Source organism: Micromonospora sp. NPDC049891 (assembly GCF_040660295.1).
GTDB lineage: Bacteria > Actinomycetota > Actinomycetes > Mycobacteriales > Micromonosporaceae > Micromonospora.
Window position 1 is genome coordinate 13,246 of sequence record NZ_JBFAML010000018.1, and the last position, 25,962, is coordinate 39,207.

Sequence of the window (25,962 nt, forward strand, 5' to 3'; positions counted from 1 at the left end):
AGTCCGCCATGACCCATGCCGACCAGCCCGCCCCCGGACCCGTTCGGGCCGCCCGCGGCCCGGCGCGTACCGCCCGAGGGTGGCCGCAGGAGGCCGCCCTGCGGATGTTGATGAACAACCTCGACCCCGAGGTCGCCGAGCGTCCCGACGACCTCGTCGTGTACGGCGGCACCGGCCGGGCCGCGCGGGACTGGCCGTCGTACCACGCCCTGGTGCGGACGCTCACCGAGCTGCGCGACGACGAGACGATGCTCGTGCAGTCGGGTCGCCCGGTCGGCGTGATGCGTACCCACGAGTGGGCGCCCCGGGTGCTGCTGGCCAACTCGAACCTGGTCGGCGACTGGGCGACCTGGCCGGAGTTCCGCCGCCTGGAGCAGCTCGGCCTGACCATGTACGGGCAGATGACCGCCGGTTCGTGGATCTACATCGGCACCCAGGGCATCCTCCAGGGCACCTACGAGACGTTCGCCGCCGTCGCCGCCAGGAAGTTCGACGGCACCCTGGCCGGCACGCTGACGCTCACCGCCGGTTGTGGCGGCATGGGCGGGGCGCAGCCCCTCGCGGTCACCATGAACGGCGGTGCCTGTCTGATCGTGGACGTGGACCGCAGCCGGCTGGCCCGCCGGGTGCACGACCGCTACCTGGACGAGATCGCCGACGACCTGGACGACGCGGTGCAGCGGGTGCTCGCCGCCAGGCGGGAGCGTCGGGCGTTGAGCGTCGGTGTCGTCGGCAACGCCGCCACGGTCTTCCCGGAACTGCTGCGTCGGGGCGTACCCATCGACATCGTCACCGACCAGACAAGCGCGCACGATCCGCTGTCGTACCTGCCGGAGGGGGTCGAGCTGGCCGACGCCCGGGAGTACGCGGCGGCCAAGCCGGCCGAGTTCACCGACCGGGCCCGGGCGTCGATGGCGAAGCACGTCGAGGCGATGGTGGGGTTCCTCGACGCGGGCGCGGAGGTCTTCGACTACGGCAACTCGATCCGGGGTGAGGCCCGCCTCGGCGGGTACGAGCGCGCGTTCGACTTCCCCGGCTTCGTGCCGGCGTACATCCGGCCGTTATTCTGCGAGGGCAAGGGGCCGTTCCGGTGGGCGGCGCTCTCCGGCGACCCGGCCGACATCGCCGCCACCGACCGGGCGATCCTGGACCTCTTCCCGGAGAACGAGTCCCTCGCGCGGTGGATGCGGATGGCCGGCGAGCGGGTCGCCTTCCAGGGCCTGCCCGCGCGCATCTGCTGGCTCGGCTACGGCGAGCGGGACAGAGCGGGCGTACGGTTCAACGACATGGTCGCCTCGGGTGAGCTGAGCGCGCCGGTGGTGATCGGGCGCGACCACCTGGACTGCGGCAGCGTGGCCAGCCCGTACCGGGAGACCGAGGCGATGGCCGACGGCTCCGACGCGATCGCCGACTGGCCGCTGCTCAACGCCCTCGTCAACACCGCCAGCGGGGCGTCCTGGGTGTCCATCCACCACGGCGGCGGGGTCGGCATCGGCCGGTCCATCCACGCCGGGCAGGTCTGCGTGGCCGACGGCACCGCGCTGGCCGGGCAGAAGATCGAACGGGTGCTGACAAACGACCCGGCGATGGGAGTGATCCGGCACGTCGACGCCGGTTACCCCGAGGCCCGCGAGGTGGCCGCCCGCACCGGCGTCCGCGTCCCGATGGCGGAGTGAGGAAGGCAGTTGGTGACGCACACGGTGAAGGACCGGCACCGGCCCGACAGGTTCCGGCGGCTCTGGGAAGAGATCGCCCCGATCGGGCGGGACGAGCGCAGCGGCGGCTACCTGCGGTACGCGTTGACCGAGCCGGAGCTGCGGCTGCGGGAGTGGTTCCGGGCGCAGGCCGACGAGCGGGCGATGCCGGTCACCGAGGACGGCAACGGCAACCTGTTCGCCTGGTGGGGTGACCCGGACGCCGGGGACGCCGTGCTGACCGGCAGCCACTTCGACTCGGTGCCGCACGGCGGCGCGTACGACGGGCCGCTGGGCATCGTCAGCGCCTGGCTGGCCGTGGACGAGCTGCGGGCGGCAGGTGTCACGCCGTCGCGGCCGCTTGTGGTCGGTGCGTTCGTGGAGGAGGAGGGGGCCCGGTTCGGCGTACCGTGCCTGGGTTCCCGGCTGCTCACCGGGCAGATCGCGGTGGACCGGGCGGGTGGCCTGCGCGACGCGGCCGGGGTGAGCTTCGCCGAGGCGTTGGGGGCGCGGCCGGCGGGGGCCGACCCGGGGCTGCTCGGCCGGTTCGGCGCCTTCGTGGAGTTGCACGTCGAGCAGGGCCGCGCGCTCGTCGATCAGGACGCGCCGGTCGCGGTGGCCAGCGCGATCTGGCCGCACGGCCGCTGGCGTCTCGATTTCACCGGCGAGGGAAACCACGCGGGTACGACCCGGATGGCCGACCGCCGCGACCCCATGTTGACGTACGCGTTCACGGTGCTGGCGGCCAACAAGGAGGCTCGGCTGCGCGACGCCCACGCCACGGTGGGTCGGGTGGTGGTGGAGCCGAACGCGACGAACGCGGTGCCGTCGCGGGTGACCGGCTGGCTGGACGCCCGCGCGGCCGAACCGGACACCCTGGACGGACTTGTCGAGGCGGTCCGGAGCAAGGCCGGTGAACGGGCGCGGCGGGACGGCACCGAGGTGACGCTGACCGAGGAGTCGGCGACGCCGCTGGTGGCCTTCGACGGCGGGTTGGCCGACCGGCTGGCCCGGTTGCTGGCCGCCCCGGTGCTGCCCACCGGGGCCGGGCACGACGCGGGGGTGCTGGCGGCGCACGTACCGACCGCGATGCTCTTCGTCCGTAACCCGACGGGGGTGTCGCACTCCCCCGCCGAGTCGGCCACCGACGCCGACTGCGCCGCCGGGGTGGTCGCCCTGGCCAGGGTGCTGGAAGAGCTGCTCCGATGAGCGCCACCCGCTGGCTCGCCGAGTACGCGTGGCTGCCCGGGCAGGCCGAGCCCACGCCCGACGTGCTGATCGAGACCGTGCACGACCGGATCACCGGCGTCACCCCACTCGCCACGGACGGCGGACCCGATGCCGGTGTCGAGGTGCTCACCGACGCGGTACGGCTGCCGGGGCTGACCCTGCCGGGACTGGCCAACGCGCACTCCCACGCGTTCCACCGGGCACTGCGGGGGCGCACCCACGGCGGGCAGGGCGACTTCTGGAGCTGGCGTGACCAGATGTACGCCGTCACCAGCCGGTTGGACCCGGACTCCTACCTGGCGCTGGCCCGGGCGGTCTACGCGGAGATGGCACTGTCGGGCGTCACCGGCGTCGGCGAGTTCCACTACCTGCACCATGGGCCGGGCGGCACACCGTACGCCGACCCGAACGCGATGAGCGCGGCGCTCGTCGAGGCGGCGGCGCAGGCGGGCATCCGGCTGACCCTGCTGGACACCTGCTACCTGACCGCCTCGGTGGACGGCCGACCACTGACCGGGCCGCAGCAGCGCTTCGGCGACGGTGACGCGCTGCGCTGGGCGGAGCGGCTCGACGCGTTCACCCCGGACGGTGGGCACGCGCGCCTCGGGGCCGCGATCCACTCGGTACGCGCGGTGCCGGCCGAGCAGCTCGCCACCGTCGCCGGTTGGGCGCACCGCCGCGACGCGCCACTGCACGTGCACCTGTCGGAGCAGCCCGCCGAGAACGACGCCTGCCGGGCGGTGCACGGGTGCACCCCGACGCGTCTGCTCGCCGACCACGGGGTGCTCGGCCGGGCCACCACGGCGGTGCACGCCACCCATCCGACAAGCGCCGACGTGGGTCTGCTCGGCGACAGCCGCACCGGGGTCTGCCTCTGCCCCACCACCGAACGGGATCTCGCCGACGGCATCGGTCCGGCCCGCCGGATGGCCGACGCGGGCATTCCGCTCAGCCTGGGCAGCGACAGTCACGCGGTGGTCGACCTGTTCGAGGAGGCGAGGGCGGTGGAACTGGACGAGCGGTTGCGGACCCGCAAACGGGGCCACTTCGCCCCGGCGGAGCTGTTGACCGCCGCGAGCAGCGCCGGACACGCCGCGTTGGGCTGGACCGACGCCGGCCGGATCGCCGTCGGGGACCGCGCCGACCTGGTCACGGTGCGGCTGGACAGCGTACGCACCGCCGGGGTGAGCCCGGCGGGCGTCTGGTTCGCGGCGAGCGCTGCCGACGTCGCACAGGTGGTGGTGGACGGCCGGGTGCTGGTCCGTGACGGCCGGCACGTACGCGTGGACGTACCGCAGGAACTGGCCACGGCGATCGCGGAGGTGACCACCCCATGAGCAGCCTGCTTGTCGACAACATCGGTGAGCTGGTGACGAATGTGGCCGGCTCGGGCGAGGGCGGGCCGCTGGGGATCCGGCGACGCGCCGCGGTGCTCGTCGAGGAGGGCGAGGTGGCCTGGGTCGGCCCGGCGGCCGACGCACCGGCAGCGAAGCGGCGGATCGACGCCGACGGGGCGGCGGTGCTGCCCGGCTTCGTGGACAGCCACGCGCACCTGGTCTTCGCCGGGGACCGGGCCGCCGAGTTCGCCGCCCGGATGGCCGGCGAGCCGTACACCGGGGGTGGCATCCGGACCACCGTCCGCGCCACCCGCGCCGCCGCCGACGGGGAGCTGCGCACCACAGTGCGCCGGCTGCGGGCCGAGGCGTTGCGGCAGGGCACCACCACGATCGAGATCAAGAGTGGGTACGGCCTCACCGTCGCCGACGAGGCCCGCTCGCTGCGGATCGCCGCCGAGGTGACCAGGGAGACCACGTTCCTCGGCGCGCACGTGGTGCCGGCCGAGTACGCCGACCGTCCCGACGACTACGTCTCACTTGTCTGCGGGCCGATGCTTGCCGCCGCCGTGCCGCACGCCCGCTGGATCGACGTGTTCTGCGAGCGGGGTGCCTTCGATGTCGACCACGCCCGGGCGATCCTCGCCTGCGGGCAGGCCATGGGGCTGGGGGTGCGGGTGCACGCCAACCAGCTCGGCCCCGGGCCGGGTGTGCAACTCGGGGTGGAGCTGGGGGCGGCAAGTGTGGACCACTGCACCCACCTGAGCGACGCCGACGTCGACGCGCTGGCCTCGACCCGGTCCGACTGCATGTGCGCCGACGGTGGGCACACCACCACCGTGGCGACGCTGCTGCCCGGTGCCGAGTTCTCCACCCGGTCGCCGTACCCGGACGCCCGCCGGCTGCTCGACGCACGCGTCACGGTGGCGCTGGCCACCGACTGCAACCCCGGCTCGTCGTACACCTCGTCGATGCCGTTCTGCATCGCCCTGGCCGTACGCGAGATGCGGATGACCCCGGCGGAGGCGGTCTGGGCCGCGACCGCCGGTGGCGCTCGGGCGCTGCGCCGCGACGACGTCGGGGTGCTGCGGCCCGGCGCCCGGGCCGACCTGATCATTCTCGACGCACCGTCCCACCTGCACCTGGCCTACCGGCCCGGGGTGCCTCTCGTCCGCCAGGTTCTGCACAACGGAGTACCGCGATGACCGTCACCATCCAGCCCACCGGAATCTCCCCCGCCGACGTGCTCGCCGTGGCGCGCGGCGGCGCGAAGGTGGTCCTCGATCCGGCCACCGTCGACGCGATGGCCACCAGTCGGTCCATCGTGGACGGCATCGAGGCCGCCGGCCGCCCGGTGTACGGCGTGTCGACGGGTTTCGGGGCCCTGGCGAACACCTTCGTCGCCCCCGGGCGCCGCGCCGAGTTGCAGCACGCGCTGATCCGGTCGCACGCCGCCGGGGTCGGTGCGCCGATGCACCGGGAGGTGGTGCGGGCGATGATGCTGCTGCGGGTCCGCTCGCTGGCGCTCGGCCACTCCGGGGTACGCCCGCTGGTCGCCGAGGCCCTGGTGGACCTGCTCAATCACGAGGTGACCCCGTGGGTGCCGGAACACGGTTCGCTGGGTGCCTCCGGTGACCTGGCCCCGCTGGCGCACTGCGCGCTGGTGCTGCTCGGCGAGGGCTGGGTGCTCGGCCCGGACGGCGGACGGCTGCCCGCCGCCGACGCCCTGCGCCGGGCCGGCCTCGCCCCGGTCGAGCTGGCCGCCAAGGAAGGGCTGGCGCTGATCAACGGCACCGACGGCATGCTCGGCATGCTGCTGCTCGCCATCGACGACGCCGCCCACCTGTTCACCATGGCCGACGTGACCGCCGCCCTCGCCATCGAGGCGATGCTCGGCTCGGAACGGCCGTTCCTACCGGAACTGCACGCCATCCGCCCGCACCCCGGGCAGGGCGTCTCGGCGGCGAACATCCATCGGCTGTTGCAGGACTCAGCGGTGATGGACTCGCACCGGGACGACCTGGCGCACGCGGTGCAGGACGCCTACTCGATGCGCTGCGCACCTCAGGTGGCCGGTGCGGCACGGGACACCCTGGAGTTCGTCCGGACCACAGCCGCCCGGGAACTGGTCTCGGTGGTGGACAACCCGGTGGTGCTGCCCGACGGCCGGGTCGAGTCGACCGGGAACTTCCACGGCGCGCCGCTGGGCTTCGCGGCGGACTTCCTGGCCATCGCCGCCGCCGAGGTGGGCGCGATCGCCGAACGTCGGGTGGACCGGCTGCTCGACGTCACCCGGTCCCGGGAACTGCCGGCGTTCCTCTCCCCCGACGCGGGGGTCAACTCCGGGCTGATGATCGCGCAGTACACGGCCGCCGGAATCGTCGCGGAGAACCGCCGGCTGGCCGCGCCGGCCTCGGTGGACTCGCTGCCCACAAGCGGCATGCAGGAGGACCACGTCTCGATGGGCTGGGCGGCGACCAAGAAGCTGCGTACCGTCCTGGACAACCTGACCAGCCTGCTCGCGGTGGAACTGCTCGCCGCGGTACGCGGGTTGCAGTTGCGGGCACCGCTGGCCCCGTCGCCGGCCGGGCGGGCGGCGATCGCCGCGCTCGGCGAGGCCGTCGGCGAGCCCGGACCCGACGTCTTCCTCGCCCCACTCATGGAGGCCACCCGCGCCGTGCTGGCCGGCCCCGACCTCCGTACCGCGATCGAACAGGAGGTCGGGCCCCTCGGCTGAGGCGGACACGGTGTGGTGCCCGGACGGCGCGCCGGTCAGGCGGCCGGCGGGAGCACCTTGGCGACCAGGGCGGCCAGCTCGCGCAGCGCCTTGCCCCGGTGGCTGATCGCGTCCTTCTCCTGCGGGGTCAGCTCGGCGTTGGTGCGGTCCTGGCCGTCGCCGAGGAAGATCGGGTCGTAGCCGAACCCGCCGTCGCCACGCGGCGCGCGCAGCAGGCGGCCCGCCTGCCGGCCGTCGACCAGATGCTCCTTGCCGCCGGGCAGCACCAGCGCGACGGTGCAGACGAAGGAGGCGCCCCGGTGCTCGTCCGGCACGTCGCCGATCTGGTCGAGCACCAGTTGCAGGTTGGCCTGGTCGTCACCGTGCCGCCCGGCCCAGCGGGCGCTGAACACCCCCGGCATCCCGTTCAGCGCGTCGACGGCCAGCCCGGAGTCGTCGGCGATCGTCGGCAGCCCGGTACGCCGGCAGCCCTCCCGGGCCTTGATCAACGCGTTCTCGCCGAAGGTCAGCCCGGTCTCCGGCAGCTCCGGGTACGCCTCGACGTCGTCCAGCCCGATCAGGGCGACCCGGTGCACGCCCAGCGCCCCGTCCAGGATGCGCTGCAACTCGATCAGCTTCTTCTGGTTCCGCGTGGCGAGCAGCACCTTGTTCATGGGAGTAGAGCCTTCCGCTGGGCTTCGGCCAGATCCAGGCAGCCGACCACGGCCAGGTCGAGCAGGGCGTCGAGCTGTTCGCGGGCGAAGATCCCGGCCTCGCCGGTGCCCTGCACCTCGACGAAGTCGCCGGTGCCGGTACAGACCACGTTCATGTCGACCTCGGCGGCCACGTCCTCGTCGTAGCACAGGTCCAGGCGCGGCTCACCGTCAATCACGCCGACGCTCACCGCCGCCACTGAACGGTGCATCACCTTCTCCGGCTTCCCGGCCAGGGCCTTGCGGGCGGCGAGCCAGTTCACCGCGTCGTACAACGCCACATAGGCACCGGTGATCGCGGCGGTCCGGGTGCCGCCGTCGGCCTGCAGGACGTCGCAGTCGAGCACTATCGAGTTCTCACCGAGCGCCTTGAGGTCGATCGCGGCCCGCAGGCTCCGGCCCACCAGCCGGGAGATCTCGTGGGTACGCCCACCCACCCGGCCCTTGACGCTCTCCCGGTCCGAACGGGTGTTTGTGGCCCGGGGCAGCATCGCGTACTCCGCGGTGACCCAGCCCAGCCCGGAACCTCGGCGCCAGCGCGGCACCCCCTCGGTGACGCTTGCGGTGCAGAGCACCCGGGTGCCGCCGAATTCCACGAGCACCGACCCCTCGGGATGGGTGCTCCAACCACGGGTCAGGGTCACCGGTCGAAGTTGGTCGGGTCGCCGCCCGTCAGGTCGCGCCATGCCTGCACCCTATGTGGTGCGCTGATCGAACCCTCCCCGGGTGTCCGCCGCTGCCCCGGCCGGCCTCCGGAGTCAGCTGTCGGCTTCGGCGCCGTGCGCGCGGAGGAACCCGGCGACCGCCGACGGCCAGCCGAACTGCTCCGCCCGGTCCCGGGCGGCTGCCCGCCGCCCGGCCTCGGGGCGGGTCAGCAGCTGACGGACGGCCCCGGCGATCGCCGACGGGGTGCCGTCGGCAGCCAGCCCACCTGCGCCGATCACCTCGGGCAACGCGCTGGCCGCGTTGACCACCACCGGCGTACCGCAGGCCAACGCCTCCAGCCCGGCCAGACCGAAGGTCTCCACCGGGCCGGGGGCCAGGACCACGTCGGCGCTGGCCAGCAGCGCAGCGAGGGCACGGCGGTCAGGCAGGAACCCGGTGAAGGTCACCGGCAGGCCGGCCGCGCGCCGCCGCAGCGCGGTGCGACGCGGCCCGTCGCCGACCATCACCAGCACCGCCGGCACGCCGGCCCGCCGCAGCTGCGCCACCGCGTCGACGGCGAGTTCGGGGCGTTTCTCCACGGACAGCCGTGCGCAGTGCACCAGCAACACCTCGGCCGGACCGGCGTACCGTTCCCGGACCGCCGGGTCGGCCCGGCCGGGGTGGAAGGTGTCCAGATCGACGCCGAGCGGCACCAGGTCCACGTGGGGTACGCCGATGCGGGCGAACTCCTCGGCCGCCCACCGGGTGGTGCAGACGATCCGGTCGTAACGGCGGGCCGTGTCGGCGTTCAGCCGGTCGGCGAGCCGCCGCCCCAGCGCGCCGGGTACGCCCCAGGCGCTTAGCAGGCCGGTGAGGGACTCGTGCGAGACCATCACCGACGGCACGCCGTTGGCCCGCGCCCAGTCGCCGGTCCACCGCAGCGTCGAGCGGTCGGACACCTCCAGCCGGTCGGGCGCGAGCGTGGTCAGCAGTCGTGACAGCCGGCGTCGGGCGGTGAGCAACCGGTAGCCCCCGCTGTGCGGCAGCGGTGGGCCGGCCAGCGTGACGACCCGACCCCACGGGTGTCGCGTGTCGTCGTCGCGTCGGCCGGGTACCACGAGCACCGGATCGTGGCCGGCCTCCCGGTAGCCCTCGCCCAGGTGCTGCAACGCGGTGCGCAACCCGCCGGAGGTTCCGGTGACGAAACTGGCCAGCCGGACGATCCGGAGCGTACCGGTGGACGCGCCCGCGACCTGGGTCGCGGTGGCGACGCCGGTGGGCTGGAGCGTGGCGGTGCGGTCCGGGTGGATGCCGGTCACGACGCCGCCGGCAGGTCGACGGCGGGCGTGGCGGCGCGGGCGGCCCGGTAGTGCCCGACGAGTTCGTCGCCGACCGCAGCCCAGCTACGTCCGTTCACCGCGGCGCGCGCGGCGATGCCGTACGCCTGCCGGCGTGCCCGGTCGGCGGCCAGCCCGGCCACCGCCGCGGCGATCGCCGCATCGTCCTCGGGCGGCACCAGCACGCCGGTCTCCCCCGGGGTGACCAGATCGACAGGTCCACCGCTGGCCGGCGCGACCACCGGCACCCCGCTGGCCAGCGCCTCCTGGACGGTCTGACCGAACGTCTCGTGCGGACCGGTGTGCACGAAGAGGTCGAGACTGGCGTAGAGGCGGGCCAGGGCCTCCCCGTGCTGGACGCCGAGGAACCGTACGCCGGGCAGGTCCCGTTCGAGCTGGCGGCGGGCCGGGCCGTCACCGGCGACCACGACCCGGACACCGGGCAGTCGGGCGGTGGCGGCGAGCAGGTCGACCCGCTTCTCCGGGGCGAGCCGCCCGACGTAACCGACAAGGAGTTCACCGTCGGGGGCGAAGGCCCGGCGCAGGCTCGGGCAGCGCTTGTCGGGATGGAAGCGCTCGGCGTCGACGCCTCGACGCCACAGCCAGATCCGCTGCACGCCGTGCGCGGCGAGATCTTCGGCGGCCCGGGTGGAGGGGGCCAGCGTGCGCCGGGCCGAATTGTGGATCTCCCGCAACCGTCGCCAGGCCGCGGCCTCACCCCAGCCGACCCGGTACGCCCGGGCGTAGGCGGCGACGTCGGTCTGGTAGACGGCGACGGTGGGCAGGCCGTGCCGGGCCGCGAGCACCGCCGCCCGAGCGCCGAGAACGAACGGACTGGCCAGGTGCACCACGTCGGGCGAGTGCTCCAGCAGCACCCCGGCCAGCCGGTTGTTCGTCGGTACGCCGAGCCGGAAGCCCTGGTAGCGCGGTAACGGCACGCTCGGGATGCGGACCACCGGGTACGGGTACCGGTCGGTGTCGCGGCGCAGCGTCCCCGGCGGGGCGGGTGCGATCACCAGCGGCTCGTGGCCGCGGGTGACGAGATGCTCGGCGGCCCGCACGACCGAGTGTGCGACTCCGTTGACGTCCGGCGGGAACGACTCGGTCACGATGGCGATCCGCATGCCCTCACGGTGGTGGTGGCAGCGAAGGTCCAGGAGACGTCCACCTGACCGCTCGGCGAACAGTGCGGCACGAACCCGCGCCCCCGGCGGGTCAGACGTCGTAGCTGGCGCCGGGGCGGACCACTTCCAGCGGGCCGGCGTACGCGGCGGAGGCGGCAGCCACCGTGAGCGCCTCGCTGCCCCAGGCGGGGACCAGATGGGTCAACAGCAGCCGCCCGACGTTGGCCTTGGCCGCCGCCTCGCCCGCCTCGCCGCCGGTGAGGTGCAGGTCCGGCGGGTTGTCGACGCCGTCGAGGTAACTGGCCTCGCAGAGGAAGACGTCGGCGTTCTGGGCCAGCCGCAGCAACGCCTCGCAGGGGGCGGTGTCCGAGGAGTAGCAGAGCACCCGGCCGCCGTGCTCAAGGCGTACGCCGTAGGTCTCCACCGGGTGCAGCACCCGGTCGACGGTGACGGTGAACGGCCCGATCGGGAAGGTGCCGGGTTGCAGCGCGTAGAACTGGTAGACGTCCTCGACGGTGCTGTCCTCCTGCCCGTACGCGGTGGCCAGCCGGTCCGGGGCGCCGGCCGGCGCGTAGACCGGCAGCGGCGGGTACGGCCCGTCCGGGGCGTACCGCCGCACCACCACGTAGGTCGCGGCGTCGAGGATGTGGTCGCAGTGCAGGTGGGTCAGGAGGATGGCGTCCGGGGCGTGCAGCCCGGCATAGCGCTGAAGGGTGGACAGTGAGCCCGAGCCGAAGTCGACCAGGAGCCGGAAGTCCTCGGCCTCGACCAGGTAGGCCGAACAGGGGGACTCGGGTCCGGGGAAGCTGCCCGCACAGCCCAGGACGGTCAGTCGCATCGAGTTGTCTCGCTGTCACGGTAGGTAGTGAACGTGCCGGCCGCCGCTCCGGCGGTGATCACTACCGACGCGTACGCCACGCTGCGCAGCCTACGCCCGCGCATGCAAGGGCAAGAATGATCTGCTGGAAGTTGTCATCAACGTGACACCGGTTTCGCCCGTCCGATCGACCACCCGTCGCCGAAGTGGCCGGTCCGGACGAACCGACGCGACGAGGGCCACCGGCACGACGCCGGTGGCCCTCGTCACATGTCGATCGCGCCGCAGGTCAGGCCCAGAGCTGACCGTCCAGCGCCTCCTCCGCGTCGGCGAGCGTGCCGCCGTACGCGCCGGTGCTCAGATACTTCCAACCGCCGTCACTGACGACGAACGCCACGTCGGCACGGCGACCGGCCCGCACCGCCTCGTGCGCCACGGCCAGCGCCGCGTGCAGGACCGCGCCGGTGGAGAAGCCGACGAACAACCCCTCCACCTCGACCAGTTGCCGGGTCCGTAGCACCGCGTCCCGGGTGCCGACGGAGAACCGGCGGGTCAGCACGGTCGCGTCGTAGAGCTCCGGGACGTACCCCTCGTCGATGTTGCGTAGCCCGTAGACCAGTTCGCCGTAGCGCGGCTCGGCGGCGACGATCTGGATGCCCTCGACCTTCTCGCGCAGGTAACGCCCGGTGCCCATCAGGGTGCCGGTGGTGCCGAGCCCGGCCACGAAGTGGGTGACGGTCGGCAGGTCGTGCAGCAGCTCGGGCCCGGTCGTCTCGTAGTGCGCCCGGGCGTTCGCCTCGTTGCCGTACTGGAAGAGCATCACCCAGTCGGGATGCTCGGTGGCGATCTGCTTGGCCGTGGCCACCGCCTGGTTGGAACCGCCCGCCGCCGGCGAGAAGATGATCTCCGCACCGTACATCCGCAGCAACTGCACCCGCTCGGTGGAGACGTTCTCGGGCATCACGCAGACCAGGCGGTACCCACGCAACTTGGCCACCATGGCCAGGGAGATGCCGGTGTTGCCGCTTGTCGGTTCCAGGATGGTGTCGCCGGGCCGGAGCCGGCCGGCAGCCTCCGCGGCCCGCACCATGAAAAGGGCGGCCCGGTCCTTGACACTGCCGGTGGGGTTGCGGTCCTCAAGCTTCGCCCACAGCCGCACCGGCGGTGCCCCCTCGGGCACCGTCGGCGACAGTCGGGGCAGCCCCACCAGCGGTGTCCCGCCGCAGGCGTCCAGCAGGCTGTCGTACCGCGCCATCGCGGCCGCCTCAGCTCGCGGTGACGCGCGTCCGGCCCCCGGCCGGCGCGGCCGCGACGTGCTGCGCCATCGCCGCCACCGCGGCGAAGCCGAACGCACCGCCGGCCACCGCGGGCAGGATGGTCACGCTGTCGCCGTCGTTGAGCTTGGCGTCCAGCGCGCCGAGGAACCGGACGTCCTCGTCGTTGACGTAGACGTTGACGAAGCGGTGCAGCGCGCCGGCCTCGGTGACCAGCCGGCCGCGCAGCCCGCCGTGCCGGGAGTCCAGGTCGGTGAGCAGGTCGTCAAGCGTGTCGCCGCTGCCCTCGACGACCTTCGCGCCGCCGGTGTAGCTGCGCAGGATGGTGGGGATGCGAACCTCGATGGCCATGGTGTCGTACTCCTCGATCGGGTGGGTGCTCGGTGACGGGAAAGGGCGTGCGGGGGCTGAGGGTGGTCAGCGGCCCGAACACTCGTAGTCGACCGTCGCCGGGCTCTGCCCGAACATGTATGACTGCACGGCGTGCGGATCCACCCCGGCGTCGAGGATCCGCACCGGCTCCTCGGTCACCACGCCGTCCACGATGCGGAAGGAGCGGATCTCCTCCGTGTCGGGTTCCCGGGTGGAGACGAGCAGATAGTGCGCGCCGGGCTCACCGGCGAAGGAGATGTCCGTCCGTGACGGGTACGCCTCGGTGGCGGTGTGCGAGTGGTAGATGACCACCGGTTCCTCGTCCCGGTCGTCCATCTCGCGCCACACCCGCAGGTGCTCCATCGAGTCGAACTCGTAGAAGGTCATCGAACGGGCGGCGTTCTCCATGGGGATGTGCCGGGTCGGCGTGTCGCTGCCGACGGGGCCGGCGACCACGCCGCAGGCCTCGTCGGGGTGATCCCGACGGGCGTGGGCGACGATCGCGTCAACGATCGACCGGTCGATGCTCAGCACGTCGCCAAGGGTAGCGCCCGACGGCGGCCAACCGCGAGGCGGCGCCGGTCACAGTCAGTCGATCAGGGCGTTGAGCAGGGACTCCTGGAGATAACCGAGATACGCGTAGACCGAAAGCTGGAACACCCGGCTGGAACTCGGGTCGTCGGCGACCGCGTCGTCGAGTTCCGCGCCCAGGTCCGTCCCGTCCTTGATCTCCAGCCGCACGCCCATCGCCAGCCGGGCGTCGTTGAGCGCGCGCAACCACGCCTCGGCCGCCTCGGCGTCCAGGCGCACCTCCCCGCCGCTGTCGCCGGGCAGCGCGGCCAGGATCGCACCGGCCTGATCGATCTTCGCGGTCTTCAGATCACCCTCGGTGTACCTGCGGAACTCCGCGGTGCCCGCCGCGTCGTCCGGGTAGGCCTCGGGAAAGAGCCGGCAGACAACCGGGTCGGAGTGGTCGAAACCATCGGTGAGCAGGCCGACCACCTCGGAGGCGACCTTACGGAGCACGCGCACCTCGTCGACGGCGAAGGTGGCGACATACCGGTCACCCCGGCGGCGGAACATGCTCACGACCGCTCCACCGTCGCCCAGAGACCGTACGCGTGCAGCTGGGAGGCATCGTGCTCCATCCGCTCCCGGGCCCCACTGGAGACCACCGCCTTGCCCTTGTGGTGCACGTCCAGCATGAGCTGCTCGGCCTTCTCCCGGCTGTATCCGAAGAGCTTCTGGAACACCCAGGTCACGTAGGTCATCAGGTTGACCGGGTCGTCCCACACGATCGTCACCCACGGTCGGTCCGATGCCGGCACCTCATCGGTGTCCGGGGTCTCGACCGGTGCAACCTGCGGAGCCGCCATGCCCCCCATCGTGCCACCGGATCCGGGGAATCGAGGAACCGGAACGCCGGACCAGCCCGGATCACCACCCACGGCCGCAGACTCGCCACGGCCGGTCGTGTCCCGGGCGTGCGAGGGCCCCCCACCGGCGCCGCCGGCAGGGTGGACGGCGGCCCGGTCAGGCGAGCAGGATGCCGTGTTCGGCAGCATCGGACAGCACCGTGCCGAGCGAGAGGCGGACCGCTTCGAACCGGCGGGCTACCTCCCGCGACAGCTCCAACTCGATCTCCCGCAACGCCCGCTGTGCCCAGGCCCGCGCCGCACTCGGGTCGTTGTTGCCCGGCGAGCGCCAGTGCTGCCAGCAGCCGCCTGACAACGCCACGGCCACCGGCGGGAGCACTGCCGTGCGGGGCGGCCCGGGGTAGGCGGACAGCATGTCGATCGCCGCCGCACCGGTAAGCGACGCCACACCCGCCGTACTGGTCACCAGGAACGCCCGCTCCACCTCCTGTCCGGTGGGATCGTCGACCAGACCCCAGCGGACCGCCTTGTCGATGCGCCGGCGGACGCCCCCGGGCAACGGCGCGCCGAAGAGCCGGCCGGCGGCGTCGTCGACGAGTTCGCCGGCGTGGTGGTCGCACTGCGCGGTGGCCAGCAGCGACAGCGCCGCCATCTCCCGGTCGAGCAGTTGGGGCAGGCCGGCGCAGCCGACGCCGAAGACGATTTCCTGCACCACCCGCATGTGCATGTTCGCCAGCTCCAGAGCGAGGTGCTGGCGGACCCGCCGGGCGGCGGTGCGGGCCTGTCGGTCGAGCTGTTCCGACCATTCGCCCGGTTCGGCAAGCACCGGCACCCGGCCGCGCTCGCCGGGCAACTCGGGCGGCTCAAGGCTGCCCCGTCGCAGTTCCTCGTCGGAGGCCCAGTCCACCAGAGCCCGTCGCACGTCGGCGTCGCCGCCGGTGACCATGGGAAACCAGCGGGCGTCGGCCAGCCCGGGCACGGCGGCGAGCAGCGTGGCCCGGTGCGCCTCGACGATGACCGTGACCGGATCAACCGCCGGGCCGCCGGACTCCCCCGAACCCCGCACCGCCGCCGTGCCCTCACCCGCCGCCCAGCCGTCGGCGCCCGGCGTGACCGCGAAAAAGACCCGGACCGGCGTCCCGGCGATGTCGGACAGCAGGTTCAACTCGGCGGCACCGAACGACTGGTCCGCCGCGATCACGAACAGCAGCGCGCCGGCCCGGCCCACCGCGTCGAGCAGGACGCCGCAACCGGCCGCACCGAGGGTGGCGATGTCCGGCGTGTCGACAAGGACGAAGCGTTTCGCCAACGGCTGCGGCAGGCTCAGCTCGACCCGGCGCGGTGGCCTGGCCAGCGCCGGCCCGGCAGCCGGAAGATCGGGTCGGTACGAATGGGGCGTGCGGTAGCCGGGAACGTAGGCGGCCCGGGTCGGTTCGGCGCTGTGCCGTACCACCAGCCAGCTCCCGCCCGGCACGGCGAGCAGCCCGGAGTCGAGTTCCAGCAGCGTGGCGAGCACGCCGGTCCGTCCGGCGCCAGCCGGCCCGGCCGCGATCACCGCCACCGGCTCACGCCCTTCGGTGGTCGACACGGCGAGCCGCTCCGGAAAGGGCCGGCGGCCAGGAGGCCCCGCCGCGTCGTCGGGCGTGCCGAGGTGGTGGAGCGGGCCCGGCTTCATCAGGGGGCGGCCTCCGAGGCAGGGCGACCGGTGCACCCGGCCGCAGTGAACATCCGGTGACGACACCCGGATTCCGGAAGACTAAGGGTGCGGGCGTCGGGAACGGGACAATTGCGATACTCACGGGTAACTCTACGACTACTCAAGTTCCCCGTCGCGCGCTACCGTGCGAGCCACAGTTCCGTCGATATGCTGCGCGAATGAGTCGGTGGAGCTTCGTGGGCCGGGCTGAGCAACTCGACCGTCTCCGGGTGGCGGTGGCCGGTGTCCGTGGTCGGGGGATCCTCTTCACCGGCATCGCCGGGATCGGCAAGAGCCGGCTGTTGCACGAGGGCGTCGACGCGCTACCCGGCGAGAAGTACGCGGTGTGGCGGATCGCGGCCAGCGCCACCACGTCCGCGATGGCCTTCGGCGGACTGGTCCAGGTGCTTCCGGAGCAGCCGCAGGGCCTGTCCCCGGCCGGCATCCTGCGGTGGGCCGTCGACGTGTTGCAGCAGCAGGCCGCCGGCCGGCGGATCGTCCTCGCGGTCGACGACGCGCACCTGCTCGATCCGCCGTCGGCCGCGCTTGTGCATCTGGTGGCCCGGGCCGAGAACGCCTCAGTGGTCGGCACCCTGCGCGACGGGGAACAGATCCCGCTGCCGATCCGGGCACTGTGGACCGACGGCCTGGTCGAGCGCGCCGAGCTGGGGCCCATGACGCCGGACGAGACGGCCGCCATGCTCACCGCCATCGTCGGTGGCCAGGTGGACAGCGGCTCCACCGACCGCCTTGGTCGACTCAGTGCCGGCAACCCTCTGCTGCTGCGCGAACTGGTGCATGCGGCCACCAACAGCGGTGAACTCGTCGAGAGGTACGGCGTCTGGACCTGGACCGGACGGCTGGAGCTGGCGCCCAGCCTGACCGAGCTGATCGACATCCGGATCGGCCAACTCACCCCCGGGGTACGGGCGGTGGTCGAGCTTGTCGCGTTCGGCGAGCCGCTCGGCCTGCGGCTGTTGCACCAGGCCGTGGAACAGCACGACGTGGAGTACGCCGAGGAACGCGGTCTCATCACCATGGTGGAGTCCGACCGGCGGCTCGACGTCCGGCTGGCACACCCGCTCTACGGCGAGGTGGTACGCCGGCAGTGCCCGGTGAGCCGGACCCGCCGGTTGCAGGCGCACCTGGCGGACCTGTTGGAGAAGGTCGGCAAGCGGCGGCGGGAGGATCTGCTGCGGGTGGCGAGATGGCGACTGGCCTCCGGCACCGCGCAGGACCCGGCGATGCTCATCGCCGCGGCCGGTGAGGCGTTCGCGCGTTACGACGTACCCCTGGCGACCCGGTTGGCCCGTGCGGCGCTCGACGCCGGCGGTGGTTTCGATGCGGCCGAACTGCTGGCGACCATCCTGATGTTCGCCGACCGGCCCGCCGAGGCGCTCGGCGTGCTCGACGCCGTGGCCACCGACGCCGGCCAGGAGGAACGGCTCAGCCGGTGGCTGACGGTGCGCGGCATGGTCAGCTACTGGGGGCTGAGCCAGGCGTCCACTGTGGAGGACATCGCCGCCGAGGGCGCGAAGCTGACCGACGCCGCCGCTCAGGCCCGGGTCCGCGCCTTCGAAGCGATCATGCGGCTGCATCGGCTGGACGCACCGGCCGCGCTCCGGCTCGCGCAGGGCGTGCTGGACCGGCCGGCGGCCAGCGTCGCCGCTCGCGAGCTGGCCCGCTGTGCGATCGCGCACCTCCAGGCCGTGCAGGGGCAGCTGTCACGTAGCGCGGCGGCGGTGGACCTGGTGCAGGCGAAGGTGGCCAGCTGGCGGGCGGACATGCCGTACCTGCAACTGGCGGTGGAGCTGGCCCGGGGCACCCGGCTGGCCCTCTCCGGCGATCTCGCCGGCATCGACGCGTTGGTCGCCGACGAGTTCGCCGACCTCGCCGACGCGGGAGACTTCCGGCTCGGCACCGGTTACCTGGCGATCCTGCGGGCGTACGCGGCTCGGCTGCGCGGACGCAGCGACACCGCGTTGCAGGCCGCGCTCAGTGCCTGTGCGGTCCTGGCGACCAGCCGGGTCTACGCGGGGCTGGCCCAGTCGGAGCGGGCCCAGGCCGCCGCGCTGCGCGGCGACGCCCGGCAGGCGGCCGAGGCGATGGCCGAGGCCGATCGCCTCCACTCGCCGAGCATGGGGGTGCTGTACCCGTGGCTGGAACAGGCCCGGGTGGCGACGCTGGCCGCCGGCGGCGACCTGTCCACAGCGGTGAGCCGACTGCACGGCCTGGTGGATCGGCTACGCGCTGACGGCTTCGCCGGACACGAGGCTCTGGTGCTGCACGACCTGGTGCGACTGGGTCAGGCCGGGGCGGCTACCGGACCGAGGTGTTCCGACGGCAGCCGCCGTACCGTCGCGCAGCGGTTGACGGAGCTGTCCGAGCAGGTCGACGGGGAGTTGCCGCCGCTGCTGGCCCGGCATGCGCGGGCGGCTGCCGACGGTCTGCCGGAGGGACTGCTCAGCGCCGCCGACGGCTTCGCGGAGCGCGGACTCGACCTGCTGGCCGCCGAGGCCGCGGCCGAGGCCGTGCACCTGCTGCGGCAGCGCCGCTCGCCGGAGGTCGCCCACGCCCGGCAACGGCTCGGCGCACTGCTCGCCTGCTGTGACATGGTGCACACTCCGGCGCTGCAGGCGGCCACCCCGACGCTTACCGACCGGGAGTGGCAGGTGGCTCGGCTCGCGGCGGACGGCGGCACCAGCCGCGCCATCGCTGAGCAGCTGTTTCTCTCCGCCCGCACGGTGGAGAACCACCTCCAGCGCGTCTACAGCAAGCTCGGGGTGACCAGCCGGGCGGAGCTGAGGGTGGCCCTCGGCACGATCCCGGGGCACGACGGCACAGCGACGACGTGAACCCTAGTCTGAGGGGGTGCACACCCTTCGTCCCGCGCTGCTGACCGACCACTACGAGCTGACCATGGTCAGCGCCGCCCTGCGGGACGGCACGGCTGACCGGCGCTGCGTGTTCGAGGTGTTCAGCCGGCGGCTGCCCACCGGCCGCCGGTACGGCGTGGTAGCCGGCACCGCACGCCTGATCGACCTGATCCGCGAGTTCCGCTTCGATCCGGCCGACATCGAGTTCCTGCGCCGCACCGGTGTGGTGGACGAGCCCGGTGCCGACTGGCTGTCCCGCTACCGGTTCACCGGCGAGATCGACGGGTACGCCGAGGGTGAGCTCTTCTTCCCCGGCTCGCCGATCCTGACCGTCTCCGGCAGCTTCGCCGAGTGCGTGGTGCTGGAGACGCTCGTGCTGTCGGTGCTCAACCACGACTGCGCGGTGGCCGCCGCCGCGGCGCGGATGGTCACCGCCGCCCGCGGCCGGGCGTTGATCGAGATGGGGTCGCGGCGAGCACACGAGGAGGCGGCGGTCGCCGCGGCCCGGGCGGCCTACCTGGCCGGCTTCCGGTTCACCTCCAACCTGGCCGCCGGCCAGCGGTACGGCATTCCCACCGCCGGCACCGCCGCGCACGCCTTCACCCTGCTGCACGACGACGAGCGGGCCGCGTTCGCCTCGCAGGTCGCCACGCTGGGCAAGGACACCACGCTGCTTGTCGACACGTACGACATCAGCCAGGGCATCCGAAACGCGATCGAGGTGGCCGGGCCGGAGCTGCGGGCGGTCCGGATCGACTCCGGTGACCTGGCGGTCATCGCCCAGCAGTCCCGGCAGCTGCTGGACTCGCTCGGCGCCACCGAAACGAAGATCATCGTCTCGGGCGACCTCGACGAGTACGCCATCGCGGCGTTGGCCGCCGAGCCGGTGGACATGTACGGCGCCGGTACCGCCGTGGTGACCGGCTCCGGCGCACCCACCGCCGGGCTGGTCTACAAGCTGGTCGAGGTCGAGGGCCGCCCGGTGGTCAAGCGGTCGGAGCAGAAGGCCACGATCGGCGGGCGCAAGGTCGCCGTCCGCCGGCACAAGCCGACCGGCACCGCCATCGAGGAGATCGTCGTCCCACAGGGTGTACCGGACCACCGTCCCAACGACCGACTGCTGCAGAAGTCGTACGTCGTCGACGGCGAGCCGGTCAACCTGCCGACGCTCGACGAGTCGCGGGAGCACCTGCGGCAGTGCCTCATCTCGATCCCGTGGGAGGGTCTCAAGCTTTCCGCGGGCGACCCGGCCATCCCGGTCACCGTGGTACCCGCCGAGTGAGAGGAGTGGAGTCGGTGAGCAACGCGCTGATCATCGTGGACGTGCAGAAGGACTTCTGCGAGGGCGGCTCGCTGGCCGTGGCCGGCGGGGCGGGTGTCGCGGCCGGGATCTCCCGGCTGCTGGCCGCCGAGCCGGACCGCTGGGATCACGTCGTCGCGACGAAGGACTACCACATCGACCCGGGCACGCATTTCGCCGACTCGCCGGACTACGTGAGCACCTGGCCCCGGCACTGCGTGGTCGGCACGCCCGGTTCCGAGTTCCACCCGGAACTGGCCACCGACCGGATCGAGGCGATCTTTCACAAGGGCGAGTACGCCGCCGCGTACTCCGGGTTCGAGGGGCAGGCCGACGACGGCGAAGGTCTGGCCGACTGGCTGCGGCGACGGGGCGTGGAGCGGGTGGACGTGGTCGGTATCGCCACCGACCACTGCGTGCGGGCCACCGCCCTGGACGCCGCCCGGGAGGGCTTCGCCACGAGTGTGCTGTTGGACCTGACGGCGGCCGTCGCGCCGGACACCACGGATGTCGCGTTGCGCGCCTTCGAGGGGGCCGGGATCACCACGGTCGGCGCCCCTGTGATCAAAGCCGCATGAGCCGTTAATTCGTTGGCAGCCGTCGGGCCGCCGGTCGAGGATGTCCGGCGGAGGTACGGACCGACGTGAACATGAAGCCTTACCGGGAGGCACTCGCCCTGCCCGGTCTGCGGTCGCTGCTGCTCGTGGCGGTGTTGGCCCGTGTCCCGCTGACCGCCACCGGCGTCACGCTGACGTTCTACGTCGTCGAGGATCTCGGGCGCGGCTACGGTGCGGCCGGCCTGGTCGGCGCGGCGATCACCGTCGGCGCGGCGATCGGCGGCCCGCTGCTCGGCCGCCTGGTGGACCGTCGCGGCCTGCGTCCGGTGCTGGTGCTGACCACCGTGGCCGAGGCCGTCTTCTGGTCCACCGCACCGATGCTGTCGTACTACCTGCTGCTGCCGGCCGCGTTCCTGGCCGGCCTGCTGGCGCTGCCGATCTTCTCGGTGATCCGGCAGTCCGTCGCCGCGCTGGTGCCGCCGGAGAAACGCCGGCCGGCGTACGCGCTGGACTCGATGTCGGTCGAGCTGTCGTTCATGATCGGTCCCGCCCTGGCCACGGTGGGTGTCACCACCATCTCCGCCCGCCTCACGCTCTACCTGGTCGGTGCCGGCATCGTCGTCGCCGGGGTGGCGCTGTGGCTGCTCAACCCGCCGGTACGCAGCGCGGCCGAGACGGCGACCGGGCCGCAGCCGCGCGTCGCCCGACGGCAGTGGCTCACCTCGCGGCTGGTGGCCGTGTTCGCCGTCAGCGCCGCCGCGACCCTGGTGCTCGGCGGCACCGACGTGGCGGTCATCGCGGTGCTCCGGGAGAACGGCGACGTCGGCTTCACCGGCGCGGTGCTCTCCGTCTGGGCGGTGGCGTCGCTGATCGGCGGTTTCACGTACGGCTCGGTGCACCGCTCGTTCTCCCCGGTGGCGCTGATGGGCGCGTTGAGCCTGTGCACCATCCCGGTCGGGCTGGGCGGATCACACTGGTGGCTGCTCTGCCTCGCCCTCATCCCGGCCGGCCTTCTCTGCGCGCCCACCATCGCGGCCACCTCGGACGCGGTCAGCCAGCTGGCCCCGGCCAGCGTGCGCGGCGAGGCGATGGGCATGCACGGCTCGGCGGTCACCGTCGGCATCGCGGTCGGCGCTCCGCTGGCCGGTGCGGTCATCGACGCCACGGCACCGCTGTGGGGCTTCGCGGTCACCGGCGCGATCGGTGCCCTGGTGGCGCTGGTAGTGCTCCCGATGGAGTTCCGCCGGCGCCGAGCCGAACCGCCGACGCCGGCCCCGGAGGTCCAGCAGGTCGCCGCGGCCCACTGACCAGCCCCGGACCACCGCCCGCTGCGCCCCGGGTGGCGGGCTTGCCGACAGCCGCAATGATGATCCCCATGCATAGCAGACGGGTGGTGGCGGTGCTCCTGGCCGCCGGTACAGGACTGATCGCCTGCTCCGGGCCCCCGGCCGAAGGCGGGCCCGTCCGGGTGGCGGAGCTGCCGGCCGAGGTCACCGGTCTGGGGCCGGCGGTCTTCCTGGCCGAGGTGCCCGACGATCGACGCTCGGACCTGCGGGGGCTGTACCGGGTCGAGCGCTTCGGCGCTGAGCTGGCCGGCGTAGCACCGGCGCGTCGGCACGTCGAGGTGGGAATGGGAGACCCCCTGTCTCCGACCGTGGCGCGAGGGCTCGCCGAGGATCCGCGGGACGCCTTCGTCCACGACGGCCAGGTGCGCGACACCGGGTTGCCCGAGCACAGCTCGGTCGGCTCGGTGACGCCCGTCGCCACCGGTCTGGCCATCACCGGCAACCGTTGCCTAGTGGTACGTGCGGACGGGCAGGTCCGGCAGCCGTCGGTCGAAGCCCGCTGCCGGACCGGGCCGGCCGGCGGCGTCCTCTGGTCGGCCGCCCGGACCGGGCAGTGGGGCGGCGTCGACCTGACCACCGGCACGCCGAGCCCCGGTGTCACGGTCACCGGCACGCCCTTCGGCGTCACCCCGGATGGCCGGCATCTGTTCGTCAGCCAGAGCGACACCCGCCGGGTGACAGTTGTCGACACCTCCTCCGGCACCACCAGGCCGGTGGACCTCCACCTGGCGCGCGGCGTCCCGGACGGTGCGGTCGGTGCGGCCGGCTACGCGTACGTGCGGATGGTCGACGGGAAGCGCCGGTTGAGCCTGGTCGGCGTCGACGGGACGGTGCGGGATCTCCTCGCCCCGGTCGGTCACGTGGCCTTCACCCCGGACCGCACCCGGGCCCTGGTTGCCCAGCCGAGCGAGGGGCACCGGATCGTGGTGGTGGACCTCGCCAGCGGCAACGTCCGCCCGTTGACCGGCGCGGGCCGCCCCACCGGGAAACTGACGGCCCTCCTCACCGACGAGCACGCCCTGGTGGTCGAGGTGACCGGTGTGGAAGGTGGCTCGGCAAGCCAGGTCTGGCCGGTCCGATTGTTCACCGTCGACCTGGCGGCGGCCCGGCTGACGGCGGTACCCGGGCAGTTCGGGGCCAGCGCCGCCCGATTGGTCGACGCGGCGATCACCCTCGAACCGGGCGGGGAGGTCCTGAGCCTGGACGGGCAGGGTCGGGCGGTGACCGCCGGGGCCGGTGCCCGGCCGGGTCCGGTGCTGCCCGACGGCCGGCTCCTGTTCCGGCTCGACGACGGTGCCGGCGGTACCCGCGCCGACCGGCTGCTGGTCCGCGGGGCGGACGGGCAGCAGACCGAGTTGTCGACCGGGGCCGACGGTGACCAGGTGGTGTCGCACCTGCTGCCCACCCCGGACGGCCGGCACCTGCTGGTGTCGTTGCGGCCCGCTCGGGGCCGCGGCGCTCCCGGGCCGGGCAGCGAGATCGTGCTGGTCCGGCTGGACGGCACCGGCGACCCATTGCTGCTCTACCAGGGGGCTCAGCTGGTCAGCCTGGGCCTGACCAGCTGAGCCGGCCAGCGGGGCCTACCGGCGGGTGAGGAGAACGGCGACGAGGGGGCACGAGAGCAGGAGATCTCAACGCCGATGGGCGCCGTACCCTGCGGGGGTAACGGCGCCCATCGGCGTTGGGGTCAGCGGCGGTCGATGTCGCTGGACACGTCCTCGGTGTAGCTGGCGCCACCGTCGGACTCGCTGGTCAGTGGCTTGGAACCGCCCTCGGGCGGACCCGCCAGGGTCTGTCCGGCAGCCAGCTCGGGGAACTTGTGGTCGAAGGCCGGCCGCTCGGAGCGGATCCGCGGCATCCGGTCGAAGTTGCGCAGCGGCGGCGGCGAGCTGGTCGCCCACTCCAGCGAGTTGCCGTGACCCCAGGGGTCGTCGACCTCCACCACCGGGCCGGCCTTGTAGGACTTCCAGCAGTTGTAGATGAACGGCAGCGTCGAGATGCCGGTGATGAAGGCACCGATCGTGGAGATCATGTTCAACGTGGTGAAGCCGTCGCCGGGCAGGTAGTCGGCGTACCGCCGGGGCATGCCCTCGCTGCCCAGCCAGTGCTGGATGAGGAACGTGGTGTGGAAGCCGATCATGGTGAGCCAGAAGTGAATCTTGCCGAGCCGCTCGTCGAGCATCCGGCCGAACATCTTCGGGAACCAGAAGTAGATCCCGGCGAAGACCGCGAACACGATCGTGCCGAAGAGCACGTAGTGGAAGTGCGCCACCACGAAGTACGAGTCGTGCAGGTGGAAGTCCAGCGGCGGGGCGGCCAGCAGCACTCCGGTCAGGCCACCGAAGAGGAAGGTGACCAGGAAGCCGACGGACCAGAGCATCGGCGTCTCGAAGCTGATCTGCCCCCGCCACATGGTGCCGATCCAGTTGAAGAACTTCATGCCGGTCGGTACGGCGATGAGGTAGCTCAGGAAGCTGAAGAAGGGCAGCAGCACCTGGCCGGTGGCGAACATGTGGTGCGCCCAGACGCTCATCGACAGGCCGGCGATGGCGATGGTGGCGGCGACCAGGCCCTTGTAGCCGAAGATCGGCTTGCGGGAGAAGACCGGGATGATCTCGCTGATGATGCCGAAGAACGGCAGCGCGATGATGTAGACCTCGGGGTGACCGAAGAACCAGAACAGGTGCTGCCAGAGCATCGGCCCGCCGGTCTCCGGGCTGTAGACGTGCGCACCGAGCAGCCGGTCGGCGGCCAGCGCGAACAGCGCGGCGGCCAGCAGCGGGAAGACCAGGATCACCAGGAGGCTGGTGACGAGCATGTTCCAGGTGAAGATCGGCATCCGGAACATGGTCATGCCGGGCGCGCGCAGGGTCAGGATCGTGGTGATCAGGTTGACCGCGCCGAGGATGGTGCCCAGACCGGAGATGGCCAGACCGACCACCCACATGTTGGCGCCGACACCCGGAGCGTGCTCGCTGGTGCTCAGCGGGGTGTACGCGGTCCAGCCGAAGTCCGCCGCACCACCCGGGGTGAGGAATCCGGCGGTGGCCATGGTGCCGCCGAACAGGTACAGCCAGTAGGCGAAGCTGTTCAGACGCGGGAAGGAGACGTCGGGAGCACCGATCTGGATGGGCACGACGTAGTTGCCGAACGCGAACACGATGGGCGTCGCGAAGAACAGCAGCATGATCGTGCCGTGCATCGTGAACAGCTGGTTGTACTGCTCGGGCGACAGGAACTGCAGCCCGGGACGGGCCAGCTCGGCCCGCATGATCAGGGCCATCAGGCCACCGATCATGAAGAACACGAACGCGGTGACCATGTACATGATCCCGATCTGCTTCGCGTCCGTGGTCCGCAGCAGCCGCGCGATGGCCGACCCCTTGACCGGCTCCCGGACCGGCCAGGGCCGGGTCACGACCGGCTTGGGTGCGACGGTGGTCACGAGTGGCCTCCGGTTCTGGGTTGTCCCGCTCGGCACGCGCTGTCTCGGCGGGCCGTCATCCGCAAGGAGGATAGTCCCCGGCAGGTGACAGCACCGCGTGGGGTCGCCCG

22 protein-coding genes are annotated in these 25,962 nt (G+C 72.7%); 10 read left to right on the forward strand and 12 right to left on the reverse strand.

Annotated features, from left to right (window positions below):
• The first annotated feature begins 8 nt into the window (after nucleotides 1-8).
• From hutU to hutH, 5 genes are read left to right on the forward strand one after another with little or no spacing between them, the layout of a single operon-like run.
• Complete coding sequence (gene hutU / locus AB0I71_RS21660) at nucleotides 9-1,676, forward strand: urocanate hydratase (protein ID WP_357587294.1); 1,668 nt, start codon at nucleotides 9-11, stop codon at nucleotides 1,674-1,676.
• Nucleotides 1,677-1,685: 9 nt separating this feature from the next.
• The gene (locus tag AB0I71_RS21665) at nucleotides 1,686-2,903 is read left to right on the forward strand and encodes an allantoate amidohydrolase (protein ID WP_357587296.1); all 1,218 of its coding nucleotides are present in this window, start codon (nucleotides 1,686-1,688) and stop codon (nucleotides 2,901-2,903) included.
• Nucleotides 2,900-4,261, forward strand: coding sequence for a formimidoylglutamate deiminase (locus AB0I71_RS21670; RefSeq protein ID WP_357587298.1), 1,362 nt, complete (start codon nucleotides 2,900-2,902; stop codon nucleotides 4,259-4,261). The genes AB0I71_RS21665 and AB0I71_RS21670 overlap by 4 nt, the downstream gene beginning before the upstream one ends.
• Nucleotides 4,258-5,463 carry an imidazolonepropionase gene (gene hutI, locus AB0I71_RS21675; protein ID WP_357587300.1) on the forward strand — a complete coding sequence of 402 codons (1,206 nt, stop codon included), beginning with the start codon at nucleotides 4,258-4,260 and terminating at the stop codon, nucleotides 5,461-5,463. The genes AB0I71_RS21670 and hutI overlap by 4 nt, the downstream gene beginning before the upstream one ends.
• A complete protein-coding gene (gene hutH, locus AB0I71_RS21680; RefSeq protein ID WP_357587302.1) occupies nucleotides 5,460-6,995 on the forward strand; it encodes a histidine ammonia-lyase in 1,536 nt (511 codons plus the stop codon). Before hutI ends, hutH begins: the two co-directional genes overlap by 4 nt.
• 35 nt (nucleotides 6,996-7,030) lie before the next feature.
• Here the strand turns inward: hutH and rdgB are convergent, their stop codons facing one another.
• From rdgB to AB0I71_RS21735, 11 genes are all read right to left on the reverse strand, one after another.
• Nucleotides 7,031-7,648, reverse strand: a complete 618-nt coding sequence (gene rdgB, locus AB0I71_RS21685) for an RdgB/HAM1 family non-canonical purine NTP pyrophosphatase (RefSeq protein ID WP_357587305.1) — start codon at nucleotides 7,646-7,648, stop codon at nucleotides 7,031-7,033.
• Complete coding sequence (gene rph / locus AB0I71_RS21690) at nucleotides 7,645-8,373, reverse strand: ribonuclease PH (protein WP_357587307.1); 729 nt, start codon at nucleotides 8,371-8,373, stop codon at nucleotides 7,645-7,647. Before rph ends, rdgB begins: the two co-directional genes overlap by 4 nt.
• A gap of 72 nt (nucleotides 8,374-8,445) precedes the next feature.
• Nucleotides 8,446-9,555, reverse strand: coding sequence for a glycosyltransferase (locus AB0I71_RS21695; protein WP_357587495.1), 1,110 nt, complete (start codon nucleotides 9,553-9,555; stop codon nucleotides 8,446-8,448).
• A gap of 92 nt (nucleotides 9,556-9,647) precedes the next feature.
• A complete protein-coding gene (locus AB0I71_RS21700; protein WP_357587310.1) occupies nucleotides 9,648-10,793 on the reverse strand; it encodes a glycosyltransferase family 1 protein in 1,146 nt (381 codons plus the stop codon).
• Nucleotides 10,794-10,884: 91 nt separating this feature from the next.
• Nucleotides 10,885-11,631 (reverse strand): MBL fold metallo-hydrolase, encoded by a 747-nt coding sequence (locus tag AB0I71_RS21705; RefSeq protein WP_203997800.1) that lies wholly within the window; start codon nucleotides 11,629-11,631, stop codon nucleotides 10,885-10,887.
• A gap of 268 nt (nucleotides 11,632-11,899) precedes the next feature.
• Nucleotides 11,900-12,865 carry a pyridoxal-phosphate dependent enzyme gene (locus AB0I71_RS21710; RefSeq protein WP_099847333.1) on the reverse strand — a complete coding sequence of 322 codons (966 nt, stop codon included), beginning with the start codon at nucleotides 12,863-12,865 and terminating at the stop codon, nucleotides 11,900-11,902.
• Between the two features lie 10 nt (nucleotides 12,866-12,875).
• Nucleotides 12,876-13,235 carry a MoaD family protein gene (locus AB0I71_RS21715; RefSeq protein ID WP_357587312.1) on the reverse strand — a complete coding sequence of 120 codons (360 nt, stop codon included), beginning with the start codon at nucleotides 13,233-13,235 and terminating at the stop codon, nucleotides 12,876-12,878.
• A 66-nt stretch (nucleotides 13,236-13,301) separates the two neighbouring features.
• Entirely contained in the window at nucleotides 13,302-13,790 is a 489-nt protein-coding gene (locus AB0I71_RS21720; protein ID WP_093401918.1) for a M67 family metallopeptidase, read from the reverse strand.
• Nucleotides 13,791-13,844: 54 nt separating this feature from the next.
• Nucleotides 13,845-14,339 carry a DUF2017 domain-containing protein gene (locus tag AB0I71_RS21725; RefSeq protein WP_199172393.1) on the reverse strand — a complete coding sequence of 165 codons (495 nt, stop codon included), beginning with the start codon at nucleotides 14,337-14,339 and terminating at the stop codon, nucleotides 13,845-13,847.
• A gap of 2 nt (nucleotides 14,340-14,341) precedes the next feature.
• The gene (gene clpS / locus AB0I71_RS21730; protein ID WP_091671244.1) at nucleotides 14,342-14,632 is read right to left on the reverse strand and encodes an ATP-dependent Clp protease adapter ClpS; all 291 of its coding nucleotides are present in this window, start codon (nucleotides 14,630-14,632) and stop codon (nucleotides 14,342-14,344) included.
• Nucleotides 14,633-14,789: 157 nt separating this feature from the next.
• Nucleotides 14,790-16,220, reverse strand: a complete 1,431-nt coding sequence (locus tag AB0I71_RS21735; protein ID WP_357587314.1) for a hypothetical protein — start codon at nucleotides 16,218-16,220, stop codon at nucleotides 14,790-14,792.
• A gap of 287 nt (nucleotides 16,221-16,507) precedes the next feature.
• Between AB0I71_RS21735 and AB0I71_RS21740 the strand changes: the two genes are divergently transcribed.
• The 5 genes from AB0I71_RS21740 (at nucleotide 16,508) to AB0I71_RS21760 (ending at nucleotide 23,972) form a co-directional block, all read left to right on the forward strand.
• On the forward strand, nucleotides 16,508-19,183 hold the full coding sequence (locus tag AB0I71_RS21740) for a LuxR C-terminal-related transcriptional regulator (RefSeq protein WP_357587316.1): 2,676 nt from the start codon (nucleotides 16,508-16,510) through the stop codon (nucleotides 19,181-19,183).
• Between the two features lie 16 nt (nucleotides 19,184-19,199).
• Entirely contained in the window at nucleotides 19,200-20,486 is a 1,287-nt protein-coding gene (locus AB0I71_RS21745) for a nicotinate phosphoribosyltransferase (protein ID WP_357587318.1), read from the forward strand.
• A 14-nt stretch (nucleotides 20,487-20,500) separates the two neighbouring features.
• Nucleotides 20,501-21,082, forward strand: coding sequence for an isochorismatase family protein (locus AB0I71_RS21750; RefSeq protein WP_357587320.1), 582 nt, complete (start codon nucleotides 20,501-20,503; stop codon nucleotides 21,080-21,082).
• Nucleotides 21,083-21,153: 71 nt separating this feature from the next.
• On the forward strand, nucleotides 21,154-22,368 hold the full coding sequence (locus tag AB0I71_RS21755) for an MFS transporter (RefSeq protein WP_357587498.1): 1,215 nt from the start codon (nucleotides 21,154-21,156) through the stop codon (nucleotides 22,366-22,368).
• A gap of 68 nt (nucleotides 22,369-22,436) precedes the next feature.
• Nucleotides 22,437-23,972, forward strand: coding sequence for a hypothetical protein (locus AB0I71_RS21760; RefSeq protein ID WP_357587322.1), 1,536 nt, complete (start codon nucleotides 22,437-22,439; stop codon nucleotides 23,970-23,972).
• 122 nt (nucleotides 23,973-24,094) lie between these two features.
• On the opposite strand, the gene ctaD is transcribed toward AB0I71_RS21760, so the two are convergent.
• The gene (gene ctaD, locus AB0I71_RS21765) at nucleotides 24,095-25,852 is read right to left on the reverse strand and encodes a cytochrome c oxidase subunit I (protein WP_357587324.1); all 1,758 of its coding nucleotides are present in this window, start codon (nucleotides 25,850-25,852) and stop codon (nucleotides 24,095-24,097) included.
• Nucleotides 25,853-25,962: the final 110 nt, after the last annotated feature.

Excerpts from the sequence above, each read along its gene's own strand:
- hutU (WP_357587294.1), top strand. The coding sequence starts at position 9 with ATGACCCATGCCGACCAGCCCGCCCCCGGACCCGTTCGGGCCGCCCGC.
- AB0I71_RS21670 (WP_357587298.1), top strand. The coding sequence starts at position 2,900 with ATGAGCGCCACCCGCTGGCTCGCCGAGTACGCGTGGCTGCCCGGGCAG.
- hutI (WP_357587300.1), top strand. The coding sequence starts at position 4,258 with ATGAGCAGCCTGCTTGTCGACAACATCGGTGAGCTGGTGACGAATGTG.
- hutH (WP_357587302.1), top strand. The coding sequence starts at position 5,460 with ATGACCGTCACCATCCAGCCCACCGGAATCTCCCCCGCCGACGTGCTC.
- rdgB (WP_357587305.1), bottom strand. The coding sequence starts at position 7,648 with ATGAACAAGGTGCTGCTCGCCACGCGGAACCAGAAGAAGCTGATCGAG.
- rph (WP_357587307.1), bottom strand. The coding sequence starts at position 8,373 with ATGGCGCGACCTGACGGGCGGCGACCCGACCAACTTCGACCGGTGACC.
- AB0I71_RS21700 (WP_357587310.1), bottom strand. The coding sequence starts at position 10,793 with ATGCGGATCGCCATCGTGACCGAGTCGTTCCCGCCGGACGTCAACGGA.
- AB0I71_RS21705 (WP_203997800.1), bottom strand. The coding sequence starts at position 11,631 with ATGCGACTGACCGTCCTGGGCTGTGCGGGCAGCTTCCCCGGACCCGAG.
- AB0I71_RS21710 (WP_099847333.1), bottom strand. The coding sequence starts at position 12,865 with ATGGCGCGGTACGACAGCCTGCTGGACGCCTGCGGCGGGACACCGCTG.
- AB0I71_RS21715 (WP_357587312.1), bottom strand. The coding sequence starts at position 13,235 with ATGGCCATCGAGGTTCGCATCCCCACCATCCTGCGCAGCTACACCGGC.
- AB0I71_RS21725 (WP_199172393.1), bottom strand. The coding sequence starts at position 14,339 with ATGTTCCGCCGCCGGGGTGACCGGTATGTCGCCACCTTCGCCGTCGAC.
- clpS (WP_091671244.1), bottom strand. The coding sequence starts at position 14,632 with ATGGCGGCTCCGCAGGTTGCACCGGTCGAGACCCCGGACACCGATGAG.
- AB0I71_RS21740 (WP_357587316.1), top strand. The coding sequence starts at position 16,508 with ATGAGTCGGTGGAGCTTCGTGGGCCGGGCTGAGCAACTCGACCGTCTC.
- AB0I71_RS21755 (WP_357587498.1), top strand. The coding sequence starts at position 21,154 with ATGAAGCCTTACCGGGAGGCACTCGCCCTGCCCGGTCTGCGGTCGCTG.
- AB0I71_RS21760 (WP_357587322.1), top strand. The coding sequence starts at position 22,437 with ATGCATAGCAGACGGGTGGTGGCGGTGCTCCTGGCCGCCGGTACAGGA.